Below are 14138 nucleotides of genomic sequence, written 5' to 3'. Positions count from 1 at the left end.
AAAATAATCTTTTTTACTAAATTCTACACTTTATCGAAAAAAGTATGTTATAGTAAGTTGATGAATTTAGCATAGGAGTTGTTTGTAATGGCAAAATACGAAAAAGATCAAGTATTAACAGGTAAAGTAACAGGAATCCAACCTTTCGGTGCTTTCGTAGCACTCGACGATGAGACTCAAGGTCTTGTACACATTTCAGAAATCTCACACGACTACGTAAAAGACGTAAACGATTACGTTCAAGTTGGTCAAGAAGTTGAAGTGAAAATCCTTGAAGTGGACGAAGCTTCTAAAAAAATCAAGCTTTCAATGAAAGCGACTCAAGAAGCTCCAAAACGCGAGAAGTCTGCGAAGCCAGCTCGTCGTGCGCCACGCCGCAACGAAGCATCTTCAAACTTCAAGCAAGAAGAAGCTCCAGGATTCACAGTCCTCAAAGACAAACTTGAAGACTGGATCAAAAACACAAACTTCAAGAAGTAAGTGTCCCAAGGTGGCCCGTTCTAAACGGGTCACCTTTTTTATTTTACAGGAATCGGCGAATTGAATGACGAAACTGTAAAGCGAATAGGAGGGGATGGCATGAAGATTGGCATCATCGGAACGGGAGGAATTGCGACGAGTGCCCATATCCCGAATTATGTCAAAGCAGGGATGGATGTGATAGCGGTCATGAACCGGACACGGGCAAACGGGGAACGTGTCGCCCGGCAGTTCGGCATCCCGAACCTTTATGAGACGGTCGAAGAGATGCTTTCACGCGAAAATCTCGATGCGGTCAGTATCTGTACACCAAACGCCTTACATAAAGAGCAAGTGCTGCTTGCGCTTGAAGCAGGATGTCACGTTCTCTGTGAGAAACCACCCGGTATCTCGGAGAATGAGGCAATTGAGATGTTAGAAGCGGCAAAACGAGCCGGAAAAACATTGCATTACGGATTCCATTACCGACATCGTGCAGATACGGTTCTGTTGAAGCGAATGATTGACGCGGGAGAACTTGGAGATATCTATGCAGCGACGGCGCTCGCGCTTCGGCGACGTGGCATTCCGGGATGGGGAGTCTTCACGAATAAAGAACTGCAAGGCGGGGGCGCCCTGCTCGACATCGGTGTGCATATGTTAGACCTAGCGCTTCATTTGATGGGATACCCGAAACCGAGAGAGGTCGTTGGGCACGTCGGTCAATATTTAGGGAATCGACCGGGTGTCGGTTTGTTAGGGGAATGGGACGCGAGTTCGCTCTCGGTCGAGGATACGGCGAGGGCGATGATCACGTTTGAAAATGGGGCATCCTTATTGCTCGACGTCAGCTATATGGCCAATATCGAAGAGAAAGATACGATGCGTGTGGAATGTCGCGGCACGAACGCCGGAGCCAGTCTGTTCCCGCTCACGCTCCACACGGAGAAATATGGGGCATTGTTTGACGAGCGACCAGCTTATTTGACTGAACACGACCCGTATGAGCGGCAAATCCGACTCTTCCTTGAGGCCTGTGGAGAAGAGCCGAACTATCGTCAAGCGGAGGAAGCGGTCATCTTGCATCGGATCATCGATCGCATCTACGCATAAGCACGATACTTTTCATTCCGTAAAAACAGGGTATATAGTGTAGGTGTTACATATTTCTATGAGGAGGATGACTTATGCACAACTTTGAATACAAAAACCCGACAAAACTAATTTTTGGGACACATCAGATCGAAAAATTAGCAGGAGAACTCGAAGCGCTCGACGCGAAGAAAGTGATGCTTGTCTATGGTGGCGGAAGCATCAAAAAGAACGGGACGTACGATGAAGTCGTGGCCGAGCTTGAAAAAGCAGGCATCTCATACGTAGACTTCTCAGGTGTTGAACCGAACCCACGCATCGAGACGGTACGTCGTGCGGTGAAATTTGCGCGTGAAGAGGACGTTGACGCCTTGCTTGCTGTCGGTGGCGGTTCCGTCATTGACTGTACAAAACTCATTTCAGCAGCGATTCCATATGACGGGGACGCGTGGGACATCGTGCTTCGTGAACATATCCCGACAGAGGCGGTACCGTTCGGGACAGTCCTTACACTCGCTGCGACAGGGTCGGAGATGAACTCGGGATCGGTCATCACGAACTGGGAGACTCAAGAAAAGTTTGGATGGGGTCACCCGCTCGTCTTCCCGACATTCTCGATTCTCGATCCACGTTACACCGTGTCGGTTCCAAAAGACCAGACAATCTATGGCATCGTCGACATGATGAGCCACTGTTTCGAGCAATACTTCCACCCGAACCATGCGCCGGTACAGGAACGCATGACAGAAGGTGTGTTGAAAGCGGTCGTTGAATCGGCACCGAAACTCGTGAACGATTTAGAGAACATAGACCTTCGTGCCATCATCTTGTTCTCAGGTACGATGGCATTGAACGGTGTCCTGCAAATGGGTGCATCGGGTGACTGGGCATCGCACAACATCGAACACGCCGTATCCGCTGTCCATGATATCCCGCATGCTGGAGGTCTCGCGATCCTCTTCCCACGTTGGATGGAGCATGTATTAGATGAAGACAACGCGGCTCGCTTCGCACGACTCGGTACAGAAGTATTTGATGTCGAGCCTGGCGAGAACGATTTGGAAACAGGGAAACGTACGATCCAAGCTGTACGTGCATTCTTTGACCAACTCGGTGCACCGAACTCGCTTCGTGACTATGAGATCGATGAGTCGACATTCGATGCGATTCTCGATTCTGCGATGAAACGTGGCGCATTCGGTCGTTTCCGTACACTCGAACGGGAAGATGTCGCGCATATTCTCGAACTCAGTAAATAAGGCGATTTCTTGCCTATTTTGCAATAATGATTGAACGAATCTAGCGTTTCCGTTTATGATGGGTCATGTATGGCTCTTTTACGAGCGATTTAAAGGAGGAAATGACATGTCAACTGTACGTTTCGATTATTCAAACGCGCTCTCATTCGTAGGGAAGCATGAAATCGACCAAATGCAAGAAACGGTAAAAACCCTTCACTCGGTGATTCACGAGCGGAGCGGTGCCGGAAGTGATTTTCTTGGGTGGGTCGACCTTCCGACCGAATACGATCAAGATGAGTTCGCACGAATCAAAGCTGCGGCGGAACGAATTCGCGAGAATTCAGACGTTCTCGTCGTCGTCGGAATCGGAGGATCTTACCTCGGTGCCCGTGCAGCGATCGAAATGCTTCAACATTCGTTCTTCAACGTATTGTCAAAAGAAGAGCGCAAGGCGCCGCAAGTATTCTATGCGGGTCACAACATCTCTTCAACGTATATGAGAGAATTGCTTCAAGTGCTTGAAGGGAAAGAGGTCTCAATCAACGTCATCTCGAAATCAGGAACGACGACAGAACCTGCCATCGCATTCCGTGTCCTCAAGCAGTTCATGGAAGACAAGTACGGTCAAGATGGAGCGCGTGAGCGGATCTATGCGACGACAGACCGTGCCCGTGGCGCCCTCAAGACGCTCGCGGACGCAGAAGGATACGAGACGTTCGTTATTCCAGATGACGTCGGTGGACGCTTCTCTGTCCTCACACCGGTCGGACTTCTCCCGATTGCTGCTGCAGGAATCGATATCGATGCCTTGATGGAAGGGGCGCGTGATGCACAAAACGCTTACAGCTCACCAGAATTGGCTGAGAACGAAGCGTATCAGTATGCGGTCGTACGTAACGCCCTTTACGCGAAAGGCAAATCGATTGAGATGCTCGTCAACTACGAGCCAGCCCTTCACTACGTGTCTGAGTGGTGGAAACAGCTTTACGGAGAATCTGAAGGAAAAGACAACAAAGGAATCTTCCCTGCGGCTGTCGACTTCTCGACTGATCTTCACTCGATGGGTCAATACATTCAAGAAGGTCGTCGTGACTTGTTCGAGACAGTCATCCGTGTGAAAGAAGTCCGTCACACAATGAACGTCCCAGAAGACGCACAAGACTTGGATGGTTTGAACTTCCTCGCAGGGGAAACGATTCAGTTCGTGAACGACAAGGCGACAGAAGGGACGCTCCTCGCGCATACAGATGGCGACGTACCGAACCTCGTCGTCGAATTGCCAGAGATGACACCGTACCACCTCGGTTACTTGTTCTACTTCTTCGAGAAAGCATGTGCGATGAGCGGATACATCCTCGGGGTGAACCCGTTCAACCAGCCAGGCGTCGAAGCATACAAAGCGAACATGTTCGCACTACTCGGTAAACCAGGGTATGAAGAACAAAAAGCAGAACTCGAAAAACGCTTGAATCAATAAGAAAACGAATCGGTCCGCGCGTCGGACCGATTTTTTTGTTTGAAACTGGGTGCAGACAAGGTAAAGTGAGAGTAGACAGGGGAAAGAAAGGGATGGACTATGAAGACATTCAAGGATTACTATCATAATCAAGTCGAGTTAAGCTTCACCCATTATCCGTTCTCAGACACGCCGCTCCACGTCTGGGTCGTCGCCCGTTACAAGGACAAATGGGTATTGACGAAGCATAAACAACGCGGGCTAGAGTTCCCAGGTGGGAAAGTCGAACCGGGCGAACATGAGGATGCCGCGGCCATCCGGGAAGTATATGAAGAGACTGGAGGCGTCGTCAAGACGTTACGATACATGGGGCAATATCGTGTGCTCGGTCGTGGTGACACCGTCATCAAAAATATCTATTTTGCGGAGATTGAACGATTCGAAGATCATCCCGCAGTCGACGAGACGGATGGGGCCGTCTTGATTGATGTCTTACCGGACAATCTACTACGGAATCCACGTTACAGCTTTATGATGAAGGACCGTGTCTTACCAGAAACGATGAGGGTGCTCCATGAGCAACAACTGGTTTGATCGAATCGACGTGTTGCCACCATACGCCGGTTACCGGGTGACGCGTGGATGGTACACGACGAATGATGGGGAAGAGGTCGTCGCCTATTCGATTGAACCGAAACGGTCGATTGGACAGGTGCTGATGTACTTACGAGGGGGAACGGCACGAATCGGGGACGTTCGGTTACCGCGCCTCATGCAGTTTGCGGCACGCGGTTTTCATGTGGTGGCCCCGGTTTATCGAGGTAATCACGGGGGCACGGGAAAAGAAGACTTCGGTGGAGAGGATTTGAAGGACGTGCTCTCACTCTATGATCGCGTCCAAACGAGCGGACGACCGATTCATGCGCTCGGTTTTTCACGCGGCGGGATGATGGCACTCTCTCTCGCATCTGAACGACCGGTCACTACCGTCACCTCATGGGCCGGTGTGACCAATCTAGAGTGGACGTATGAAGAGCAACGCTCGATGCGGAAGATGTTACGTCGCATGACGGGGGGAGACCCCGAATCGGCAGAAACAGCATATACAGAACGTTCTCCGCTTTATAAGGAATGGGATGCACCAACGCTGATCATCCATGGTACGGATGACGAGCAGGTCCGTTTGCGCCATGCGACGGCAGTCGCCGAGAAGTTAGGGGAGCAGGCAGAGTTTTGGGTGCTTCCGTTCGGACACCAACTCCCATTTTGGGATAAATGGGAGACGACCGAACAAGCGATGGAATGGATGTTACGACAAGCAAAAGCACCGACTCGATGAGTCGGTGCTTTCGTATTAGATGACCAGTGGGCCGGCTGCGATGACCGATTCACTCGCTTTCGTGAACCGTGTGAAGTTCTCTTTGAATTTCATTGCGAGTGCTTTCGCCTCGACGTCGTAGCGAGCTGGGTCGCTCCACGTGTCACGTGGATTGAGCACGTCACTCGGTACGCCTTCGATGGCTACTGGAATCTCGACGTTGAAAATGTCATGTTTCATCGTCTCGACGTCACGAAGTTGACCGTTGACTGCGGCGTTGACCATCGCACGCGTGTACGCGAGTTTCATACGCGAACCTTCACCGTATGCACCGCCAGTCCAACCTGTGTTGACGAGGTAGACATCCACGTCGTGTTGCTCGATCAATTTACCGAGCATATCCGCGTAACGCTCTGGAGCGAGCGGAAGGAACGGTGAACCGAAGCAAGTCGAGAAGGTCGCCTGTGGTTCTGTGACACCGCGCTCCGTGCCGGCAAGTTTTGACGTATAACCCGACAAGAAGTGGTACATCGCCTGTTCTTTCGTCAGTTTGCTGATCGGAGGCAAGACGCCATAGGCATCTGCCGTCAAGAAGACAATCGTATTCGGATGACCGGCGCGTGATGGGAGCATCGCATTGTCGATGAACTCGATTGGATATGCCGCACGCGTGTTTTCCGTCAAGGAAATGTTCTTATAGTCCGGTGTACGATCTTCATTCAACACGACGTTTTCAATCAATGAACCGAAGCGAATCGCATCATAGATTTGCGGTTCGTTCTCACGAGACAAGTTGATCGTCTTTGCGTAACAACCGCCTTCGATGTTGAAGACCCCGTCCGGTGACCATCCGTGTTCGTCGTCTCCAATCAAATGACGCTCAGGGTCAGCCGAGAGCGTTGTCTTCCCAGTGCCCGACAATCCGAAGAAGAGTGCCGTTTCATTCGCATCATTGACATTTGCCGAACAGTGCATCGATAACACGTTCTGCTCGGGTAGCAAGAAGTTCATGACGGAGAAGATCGATTTTTTAATTTCGCCACCGTATTCTGTTCCCCCGATCAGAATCGTGCGCTTGGCGAATGAGACGAGAATGAACGTCTCAGAGTTCGTACCATCGACGGCAGGGTCTGCTTTATAGCTCGGTGCATAAATGACCGTGAACGGGTCGAACGCACCTTTCGTCGGCCATTCGCGTAAGAACAATTGTTTAGCGAATAGACTGTGCCACGCATACTCCGTGATGGCACGGACCGGCAACGTATAATGTTCATCTGCACCAGCAGATGCTTCTAGATAATACAGTTTATCCTTCTTTTCTAAATGGTCGAGTACTTTGTCGAGAAGTGCTGAAAACTTCTCTTCTGCGATCGGTTGGTTCACTTTACCCCAATCGACGAGGTTGTTGCTGACTTCATCTTGTACGACGAATTTGTCTTTCGGTGACCGTCCAGTAAAAGCACCGGTACTGACAGATAATGCCCCGTCTTTTGTCAGCACACCTTCACCATTTTGAATGGCTTCTTCCACCAGCTCTGGAACCGTCAAGTTCCGTAACATGTCGGCACCATTAATTAATTCTTCGATTTTCAGGAGCGTTGTCGCCATCCTGAATCCCACCTTTCCCCTAAATAGATGTGGATGAAATCCGCATACTTCCGCGATTACGATTAATCAGTATGACATTTTTAATTATATGTGACACACTAATTAAACACAAGCGTTTCTTCTCTCTAAGTAAGCGCTTTCTTACAAAGTCATTTTATCACATTCTCTTATCACAAGGTGTTAAAAAACAGAAACGAAATAAAAAAATGTTTGACGATTCACAAACAGAAATGTTTTGCAAGTCAGTGAAAACTTTTACGAATTCGTCTGATTCCCTTGACATAATCGAGTGTCATTTATATGATGGTTTTCGTAACGGATACTCTTATTCTGAGCGGTGGAGGGAACAAGGCCCTACGAAGCCCAGCAACCGTCCGACATGAAGTCTTGTGCGGAAAAGGTGCTATCCTGAAGCGAAGCCATTAGCTTCGAACGATAAGAGGGTAAGGAAGAACGATTCAACCTTTCCCAATGTATGTCATCGGGGGAGGTTTTTTTCATTACCGTCCCAAAGCAACGCGTAAGGGGAACGAGTACCGTCCACATAATACCCTTATTATAGGAGGTTTTTTGAATGTCAAAATTGAACCGTCGACTTTTTACTTCAGAGTCGGTTACTGAAGGACATCCAGACAAAATTTGTGATCAGATTTCTGACTCCATCTTGGATGCCATTTTAGCGGAAGACCCGAATGCCCGTGTTGCGGCAGAAACGTCTGTCACAACAGGTCTTGTACTCGTAGCTGGTGAAATCACAACGTCAACTTACGTGGATATCCCGAAAGTTGTCCGTGAAACAATCCGCGAAATCGGATACACGCGTGCAAAATATGGCTTCGATGCTGAAACGTGTGCGGTCTTGACGTCGATTGATGAGCAATCGGTAGATATCGCGCAAGGTGTTGACCAAGCGCTTGAAGCACGTGAAGGTCAGATGACTGAAGAGGAACTCGATGCAATCGGTGCAGGAGACCAAGGTCTCATGTTCGGATATGCGACAAACGAGACACCTGAACTCATGCCACTCCCAATCTCGTTGGCACACAAGTTGTCACGTCGTCTTGCTGAAGTACGTAAGAACGGTACGCTCGAGTACCTTCGTCCGGACGGGAAGACGCAAGTAACGGTTGAGTATGATGAGGACAACAACCCAGTTCGCATCGATACGATCGTTATTTCGACGCAACACGCGGAAGAGATCACACTTGAGCAAATTCAAGAAGACTTGAAAAAACATGTCATCGAGGCAGTCATTCCGGCTGAACTCATCGATGCTGAAACAAAATACTTCATCAACCCGACTGGTCGCTTCGTAATCGGTGGACCACAAGGAGATGCAGGTTTGACAGGACGTAAGATCATCGTTGATACGTACGGTGGATACGCTCGTCACGGTGGCGGCGCATTCTCTGGTAAAGATCCTACAAAAGTTGACCGTTCAGCGGCATACGCAGCTCGCTATGTAGCGAAAAACATCGTTGCAGCAGGACTTGCGGATAAAGCGGAAGTTCAACTTGCGTACGCAATCGGTGTTGCACACCCAGTATCAATCGCTGTCGATACGTTCGGCACAGGTAAATTGAGCGAAACGGAACTCGTTGAACTCGTTCGTGAGAACTTTGACCTCCGTCCGGCGGGCATCATCAAGATGCTCGACCTTCGTCGCCCAATCTACAAACAAACGGCAGCATACGGTCACTTCGGTCGTACAGACATCGAACTCCCATGGGAGCAAACAGATAAAGCAGCCATTCTTGAAGAAGGCGCGAAACGTTTCGCGTAATCATCAAAAACGACCTTTCCGCGGAAAGGTCGTTTTTTTTACGTTGTCGGAGGTGTCTGTTTATTTGAATCGGATGAAGAATCAGTTGTCGTCGTATCTTGTCCAAGCGCCGTATCCTTCGCTTCGACGACTTTCTCCCCGATGTCCTGTAAGTCTGACTTGGCCTCTTGAGCCGTCTCGACGATTTTAGTGACGTCCTCTTTCACGGTATCGACTTCCCCGACGACTTTTTCGTATACGTTTTGGACGTCTGTGGAGACTTCTTGAATCTTTGTCGAGGCTGACTTCACTTGCTCAATGACTTGAGACGCCTTGCCGGCAGGATCTTGTTTCACTTCGTTGACGAGGCCCCCGACCGACGATTTCGCATTCGAGAGGGATTGCTTTGTCTGCTCCCGGTTCGAGGAGCTAAGTAAGGCGAGTAGACCACCGACGAGTGCACCGAGCAACATCCCGGTCACGACACTGATCTTTGGACTTCCCCCGTCCAATTGATCAAATTGACGGTTCGGGTTGGCTGTCTGTTCTACTTTCGGATCATGTTCTTGTCTAGGTTCCATGCGGTTCCACTCCTTCGTTTGATTGGCATTGCTTGTGTTATACCCTAGAGAAATGGCGACGTAACGTTTTCTGATGAATCGTCATGAAAAAGAAATGAAGGAGCAGGATAAAAACATTGGGATAGGGAATGATACAAATAGATTGGCCAAAAGGGGGAAGCTGTCATGAACATGAGGGAAGCAGTGCCAGAAGATGCGACGCTGATTCGGAACATCGCGCTGGCGACCATATCACAGGATGATTCCAATCGAACGAGAGCGATGGAACGCGCATATCGGCAAGAAGAGATTGTACGAGCAATCAGTTCAAGTGAAGAAGCACGAGAACAGTATTTTATCGTTGGCGAATATGAAGAAGAGGTCATCGGATTTTGTCATGCCATCGATCGCGGTGACATGTGGGAGATGCTCCGCCTCTATCTGCACCCCGATTATCATCGAAACGGCTACGGCGCAGCCTTTCTGGCCCACCTTCAATCGAAAAAAGAACAACCGATGGAAGTGTACGTCGAAAGCTCGAATGATCAAGCGATTGCCTTCCTCTTACATCAATCTTTCAAAGAAGTGAATCGTATCCAGGAAGAAGTATATGATCGTCCGATGGAACTCATTCATTTACGATATGACCCGAGCTAAGCCTCCAGACGGATTTTATTCAAACATCAGTTGCGGCTGATGTTTTTTTGATACAATGAATGTAGTCTATAAACGAGGTGACGGCAGTATGGCAAATGAAGAAGCACGAAAAGGAGTCATCGTCATCGTGTATCCGTTACAATTCACGTCACGGATCAGCGAGAACTTTATTCGACGGCTCGAGGACGAGTACGAAGTCATCGTCGTCCGCGATCAATCGATTGGATTGACGGCAGGTGACCATAAGCAACTGATCAAGCGAGCGTTGCGCGAGGCAGGGGAATATAAATTACCGATTCATGTCGTGGCATTCAGCCTTGGCGCACTCTTAACGAATCGCCTTTTGCAGGAGTACGATGTGCCACTCGGGAGTCTCACATACATCTCCCCATTGTTTGATTGGCATGCCACTCGTCAAATCGGTGGATTGAAACAAGTCGTCGCAAGTGCTGTCGACCGTTTTCGCCCTGACTTGCCACTCGGGATGATGACATTCACCGGTGGGGGAGACGAGTCATCCCGATTCGGAGAAATCACGTATGCGCAATATCGAGAAATCGAAGAGGAAATCGTCGAGCATCAGGAAGAGAAGAAGCATCTGCCACGCCTTCCGCTCGCCTGTTTCTATGCACCAGACGACCAGTTCGCGGACGTGAAGTTGACGTTGAATGTTTGTCGGAAAATCGGTGGGGACCAAGTGTATATCCGGCGATTGGAAGGATTCCCACACTTTGGTTACGAACGATTGAACACGAAATTCGCGGAAACCCTCATGACGTTTTATGAATTGATTCAAGAATGACAGAAGGCGACTCTAATGAGCCGCCTTTTTATTATGCACGTTTTTCAATCGCCACGATGAATGGGGGATGATTGACTTGGTTGATAAATCCATAACGCAGGACGCCTGCCTGTTTTTGATCGAGGGACTCTACATAATGGAGCACCTCGTCTCGTTCGACTTTCCCACTTTCATGTCCGTGGTAAATCACGATGACGATAACGCCACCGACGGCCATGACGTCTAATAGTTGGGATAATGCGGCAATCGTCGTATTTCCGTGTGTCGTGATGGATTTGTCGCTTCCCGGTAAATACCCTAAGTTGAAGACGGCCGCGGTGATCGGCCGCGCTTCCTTTTCAACGACCGCTTGGACCGTATCATGACTATCATGAATCACGGTCACCCGATTACTGACACCCGATTTTTCAACCCGCGCCTTTGTGGCTGCTACAGCTTCTGATTGAATATCAAAGGCATAGACATGTCCTGTCTCGCCTACGGCATTCGCTAGAAACAACGTATCGTGTCCGTTCCCGGCCGTCATATCGATGGCGACCTGACCTTCCTCGATATGGTCATGTAGTAATTGTTTTGCAAAAGGTAGTACTCTCATTAATCCCATAGATCTCATCCTTCTTTTTTCCTTGGAAAGAATCCCGGCGCTCCAATTCCGCACGAATCTTGTTAAGCACCTGCATCTTGTGACGGCTCCATAATGGACCGATCAAGAGGTCGGGTGGACCGTCTCCTGTCAAACGATGGATAATCACCTCGGGAGGGATTCGTTCGAGTTGATCGCAGACGAGGGAGACGTATGTGTCTTCCTCCATCAAGTCGAGCAGTCCTTTCTCATATTGACGGGCGAGCGGTGTGTGTTTCAAGACGTGAAGTAAGTGGATCTTGATTCCTTGTATGTCCATTTTAGCAACTTCTCGTGCCGTGTCGAGCATCATCTCTGGTGTCTCACCTGGGAGACCATTGATGATATGAACGCAGACACGAATATTGTGACGGCGAAGTTTGGCAAGACCGGTCAAAAACGATTGATAGTCGTGCCCACGATTGATCTTTTTAGCGGTCGTGTCATGAATGGTCTGAAGACCGAGCTCCACCCAAAGGGACGTCCGTTCATTCAACTCTGCTAAATAGGCGACGACGTCGTCCGGTAAGCAGTCAGGGCGTGTCGCAATCGAGAGACCGACGACCCCATCCTCTTTTAATGCCGGTTCATACAATTCACGTAACCGCTCGACTGGTGCGTACGTGTTACTGAACGCTTGGAAATAAGCAATATATTTGGCACTCTTCCACTTCCGGTGGAGACGAGCCTTCACTTCTGCAAATTGAACGGGAATCGGGTCGCAAGCATTTCCCGCGAAATCACCACTGCCATCGTCCGAACAGAACGTGCATCCACCTTTTGAGACACGTCCGTCACGGTTCGGACATGTGAAGCCGCCATCGAGTGGCACTTTAAACACCTTGCCCCCGTACTCTCGTCGATACGCCTCATTAAGTGTATGGTAACGATTTTGACCAAATGGATTCATGTTCATCTCTCCTTCCTTGCTCATCCTATCACAAACGAAAAATAACAAAACTTCATAATAAGTAATTTTTCTTGACACTTCCTTGGCGTTCGTTTAGGTTTGATAAGGAAATCTTGTCGATTCGGCCTTTTTGTGCCGATTTTTTTGATGTGAAAGAAGAATGAAAGGAGGACTTGGTGTGAACAATAAAATGCCAATTTCGGTATGGATTTTAGTCATTGCGATGGCGCTCAATACAACGGCGGCGTCTTTTTTATGGCCGTTTAACACACTGTATATTCATGATTTTTTAGGTGAGTCGATGATGCTTGCCGGGGTGGCGCTTCTTGTGAACTCGGCGCTCGCGATTGTCGGGAACTACATCGGAGGGACGCTATTCGATCGAATCGGTGGGAAGACGACGCTGATGATCTCTGTCGGTCTCTTGCTCGCGAGCTCGCTTGGATTTTTACTGTTTCATGCCACGTTCTTCGGCTATCTCGTATGGCTCGGGTTGATCGGTCTTTCCGGCGGACTCGTCTTTCCGACCGTATATGCGTTTGCAGGTCTCATTTGGCCTGAAGGGGGACGTCGTTCGTTCAATGCGATTTATGTCGCACAAAACGTGGGGGTCGCCCTCGGAACGGCAATGAGTGGTCAAATCGCTCGACTTAACATCGAGTGGATTTTTTATGCGAACTTCTTCTTGTCAGTTTTATTTGTCGTGGTGCTCTTGTTTGGATTGCGTTATTTGAAAAACCCGGCACGTCCTGTCGTTCAGTCGCAACTCGAAGCGGCCGCCACGACACTCTCGAGTGCGACGATGAAGTCGATGTGGTATGTCGCCGTTGGTTATGCGGTACTTTGGTTCGTGTACGTGCAATGGCAAGGGACGATTGCCGTTCACTCGAAAGACCTCGGTGTCACAATCAGTCAATACTCACTCCTTTGGACAGTGAACGGGGCGATGATTGTCTTCGCACAACCGTTGCTCAATCGTGTCTTACGACAGTTTGAGGACGACTTAAAACGTCAACTGATCATCGGGGCATCCATTTTCCTCGGCGCGTTCTTGATTGTCCCATTCGCTGGTGGGTTCGGGATGTTCATGGTCGCGATGGTCGTCATGACCATCGGGGAGATGTTTGTCTGGCCGGCGGTTCCGACGATTGCGGCGAAACTCGCCCCTCCTGGGAAAGCTGGACAATACCAAGGGCTCGTCAATATCGCAGCATCCGTCGGTCGGATGATTGGACCGACGTTGTCTGGTTTTGTCTATGACATGTTCGGCATTACAGCAGTCTTCGGCATGCTTCTACTACTTGCTACGTTAGCCTTAACGCTATTTGTCATCATGAAAGACATTCGTGTCACAGAAAAATCAAGTTGACGTTGAATTTCAGAATGGGCTAAAATAGACTACGATGAATAGCAAGCGTTGAAGAGGACTAGTAGCGAACGTTCCGTTTCAAAGAGAGTCGATGGATGGTGTGAATCGATAAGCGGATGTTGTGAACTCGCCTTGGAGCTGTTTTCCTGAAACGAGTAGGGAAGACCGGGGTTACGCCTCGTTACCGGCGTCTCAAGTGGCAGCAATGCAACATGGGTGGTACCGCGGAGAGCTTTCAAGCCTTTCGTCCCATTTTCGGGGACGGAAGGCTTTTTATTATGC

At 49.3% G+C, this 14138-nt stretch carries 14 protein-coding genes, 1 riboswitch and 1 other annotated feature; of the genes, 10 read left to right on the top strand and 4 right to left on the bottom strand.

The features are described from left to right. Positions 1-87 precede the first annotated feature (87 nt). The 6 genes from yugI (at position 88) to KNO68_RS06615 (ending at position 5587) form a co-directional block, all read left to right on the top strand. Positions 88-480 carry a S1 domain-containing post-transcriptional regulator GSP13 gene (gene yugI / locus KNO68_RS06640; protein ID WP_074033496.1) on the top strand — a complete coding sequence of 131 codons (393 nt, stop codon included), beginning with the start codon at positions 88-90 and terminating at the stop codon, positions 478-480. A gap of 99 nt (positions 481-579) precedes the next feature. After that, the gene (locus KNO68_RS06635) at positions 580-1572 is read left to right on the top strand and encodes a Gfo/Idh/MocA family protein (RefSeq protein WP_078147231.1); all 993 of its coding nucleotides are present in this window, start codon (positions 580-582) and stop codon (positions 1570-1572) included. 74 nt (positions 1573-1646) lie between these two features. After that, complete coding sequence (locus KNO68_RS06630) at positions 1647-2810, top strand: iron-containing alcohol dehydrogenase (RefSeq protein ID WP_078147230.1); 1164 nt, start codon at positions 1647-1649, stop codon at positions 2808-2810. A 106-nt stretch (positions 2811-2916) separates the two neighbouring features. Next, a complete protein-coding gene (locus tag KNO68_RS06625) occupies positions 2917-4269 on the top strand; it encodes a glucose-6-phosphate isomerase (RefSeq protein ID WP_012726796.1) in 1353 nt (450 codons plus the stop codon). A gap of 99 nt (positions 4270-4368) precedes the next feature. Next, positions 4369-4842 carry an RNA deprotection pyrophosphohydrolase gene (gene ytkD, locus KNO68_RS06620; RefSeq protein ID WP_012726795.1) on the top strand — a complete coding sequence of 158 codons (474 nt, stop codon included), beginning with the start codon at positions 4369-4371 and terminating at the stop codon, positions 4840-4842. Continuing rightward, positions 4823-5587 carry an alpha/beta hydrolase family protein gene (locus KNO68_RS06615; protein ID WP_078147229.1) on the top strand — a complete coding sequence of 255 codons (765 nt, stop codon included), beginning with the start codon at positions 4823-4825 and terminating at the stop codon, positions 5585-5587. Before ytkD ends, KNO68_RS06615 begins: the two co-directional genes overlap by 20 nt. 15 nt (positions 5588-5602) lie before the next feature. On the opposite strand, the gene pckA is transcribed toward KNO68_RS06615, so the two are convergent. Further along, positions 5603-7174, bottom strand: a complete 1572-nt coding sequence (pckA, locus tag KNO68_RS06610; protein WP_078147228.1) for a phosphoenolpyruvate carboxykinase (ATP) — start codon at positions 7172-7174, stop codon at positions 5603-5605. 322 nt (positions 7175-7496) lie between these two features. Then, a riboswitch (SAM riboswitch) is annotated at positions 7497-7616 on the top strand. 132 nt (positions 7617-7748) lie between these two features. On the opposite strand from pckA, the gene metK reads away from it, so the two are divergent. Further along, positions 7749-8957 carry a methionine adenosyltransferase gene (gene metK, locus KNO68_RS06605; RefSeq protein ID WP_012726792.1) on the top strand — a complete coding sequence of 403 codons (1209 nt, stop codon included), beginning with the start codon at positions 7749-7751 and terminating at the stop codon, positions 8955-8957. A 38-nt stretch (positions 8958-8995) separates the two neighbouring features. On the opposite strand, the gene KNO68_RS06600 is transcribed toward metK, so the two are convergent. Further along, on the bottom strand, positions 8996-9517 hold the full coding sequence (locus tag KNO68_RS06600; RefSeq protein ID WP_012726791.1) for a hypothetical protein: 522 nt from the start codon (positions 9515-9517) through the stop codon (positions 8996-8998). Positions 9518-9682: 165 nt separating this feature from the next. On the opposite strand from KNO68_RS06600, the gene KNO68_RS06595 reads away from it, so the two are divergent. Beyond that, positions 9683-10153, top strand: a complete 471-nt coding sequence (locus KNO68_RS06595; protein ID WP_012726790.1) for a GNAT family N-acetyltransferase — start codon at positions 9683-9685, stop codon at positions 10151-10153. Positions 10154-10241: 88 nt separating this feature from the next. Next, complete coding sequence (locus tag KNO68_RS06590) at positions 10242-10955, top strand: alpha/beta hydrolase (protein ID WP_012726789.1); 714 nt, start codon at positions 10242-10244, stop codon at positions 10953-10955. Positions 10956-10986: 31 nt separating this feature from the next. Here KNO68_RS06590 and mnmM read toward each other — a convergent pair whose 3' ends face one another. Then, the gene (mnmM, locus tag KNO68_RS06585) at positions 10987-11559 is read right to left on the bottom strand and encodes a tRNA 5-(aminomethyl)-2-thiouridylate-methyltransferase MnmM (protein WP_078147227.1); all 573 of its coding nucleotides are present in this window, start codon (positions 11557-11559) and stop codon (positions 10987-10989) included. Continuing rightward, on the bottom strand, positions 11513-12487 hold the full coding sequence (mnmL, locus tag KNO68_RS06580; RefSeq protein WP_214683932.1) for a tRNA modification radical SAM protein MnmL/YtqA: 975 nt from the start codon (positions 12485-12487) through the stop codon (positions 11513-11515). Before mnmL ends, mnmM begins: the two co-directional genes overlap by 47 nt. 178 nt (positions 12488-12665) lie before the next feature. Between mnmL and KNO68_RS06575 the strand changes: the two genes are divergently transcribed. Beyond that, on the top strand, positions 12666-13856 hold the full coding sequence (locus KNO68_RS06575; RefSeq protein ID WP_353047955.1) for an MDR family MFS transporter: 1191 nt from the start codon (positions 12666-12668) through the stop codon (positions 13854-13856). A 39-nt stretch (positions 13857-13895) separates the two neighbouring features. Continuing rightward, positions 13896-14111: a binding site (T-box leader), on the top strand. Positions 14112-14138 lie beyond the last annotated feature (27 nt).

The sequence above is a fragment of the Exiguobacterium sp. s75 genome (assembly GCF_018617145.1).
GTDB classification, from domain to species: Bacteria; Bacillota; Bacilli; order Exiguobacteriales; family Exiguobacteriaceae; genus Exiguobacterium; species Exiguobacterium profundum.
The sequence above is the reverse complement of the archived record's forward strand: the minus strand, read 5'-3'. Positions and strand labels throughout refer to the sequence as shown.

Excerpts from the sequence above, each read along its gene's own strand:
- yugI (WP_074033496.1), top strand. The coding sequence starts at position 88 with ATGGCAAAATACGAAAAAGATCAAGTATTAACAGGTAAAGTAACAGGA.
- KNO68_RS06635 (WP_078147231.1), top strand. The coding sequence starts at position 580 with ATGAAGATTGGCATCATCGGAACGGGAGGAATTGCGACGAGTGCCCAT.
- KNO68_RS06630 (WP_078147230.1), top strand. The coding sequence starts at position 1,647 with ATGCACAACTTTGAATACAAAAACCCGACAAAACTAATTTTTGGGACA.
- KNO68_RS06625 (WP_012726796.1), top strand. The coding sequence starts at position 2,917 with ATGTCAACTGTACGTTTCGATTATTCAAACGCGCTCTCATTCGTAGGG.
- ytkD (WP_012726795.1), top strand. The coding sequence starts at position 4,369 with ATGAAGACATTCAAGGATTACTATCATAATCAAGTCGAGTTAAGCTTC.
- KNO68_RS06615 (WP_078147229.1), top strand. The coding sequence starts at position 4,823 with ATGAGCAACAACTGGTTTGATCGAATCGACGTGTTGCCACCATACGCC.
- pckA (WP_078147228.1), bottom strand. The coding sequence starts at position 7,174 with ATGGCGACAACGCTCCTGAAAATCGAAGAATTAATTAATGGTGCCGAC.
- metK (WP_012726792.1), top strand. The coding sequence starts at position 7,749 with ATGTCAAAATTGAACCGTCGACTTTTTACTTCAGAGTCGGTTACTGAA.
- KNO68_RS06600 (WP_012726791.1), bottom strand. The coding sequence starts at position 9,517 with ATGGAACCTAGACAAGAACATGATCCGAAAGTAGAACAGACAGCCAAC.
- KNO68_RS06595 (WP_012726790.1), top strand. The coding sequence starts at position 9,683 with ATGAACATGAGGGAAGCAGTGCCAGAAGATGCGACGCTGATTCGGAAC.
- KNO68_RS06590 (WP_012726789.1), top strand. The coding sequence starts at position 10,242 with ATGGCAAATGAAGAAGCACGAAAAGGAGTCATCGTCATCGTGTATCCG.
- mnmM (WP_078147227.1), bottom strand. The coding sequence starts at position 11,559 with ATGGGATTAATGAGAGTACTACCTTTTGCAAAACAATTACTACATGAC.
- mnmL (WP_214683932.1), bottom strand. The coding sequence starts at position 12,487 with ATGAATCCATTTGGTCAAAATCGTTACCATACACTTAATGAGGCGTAT.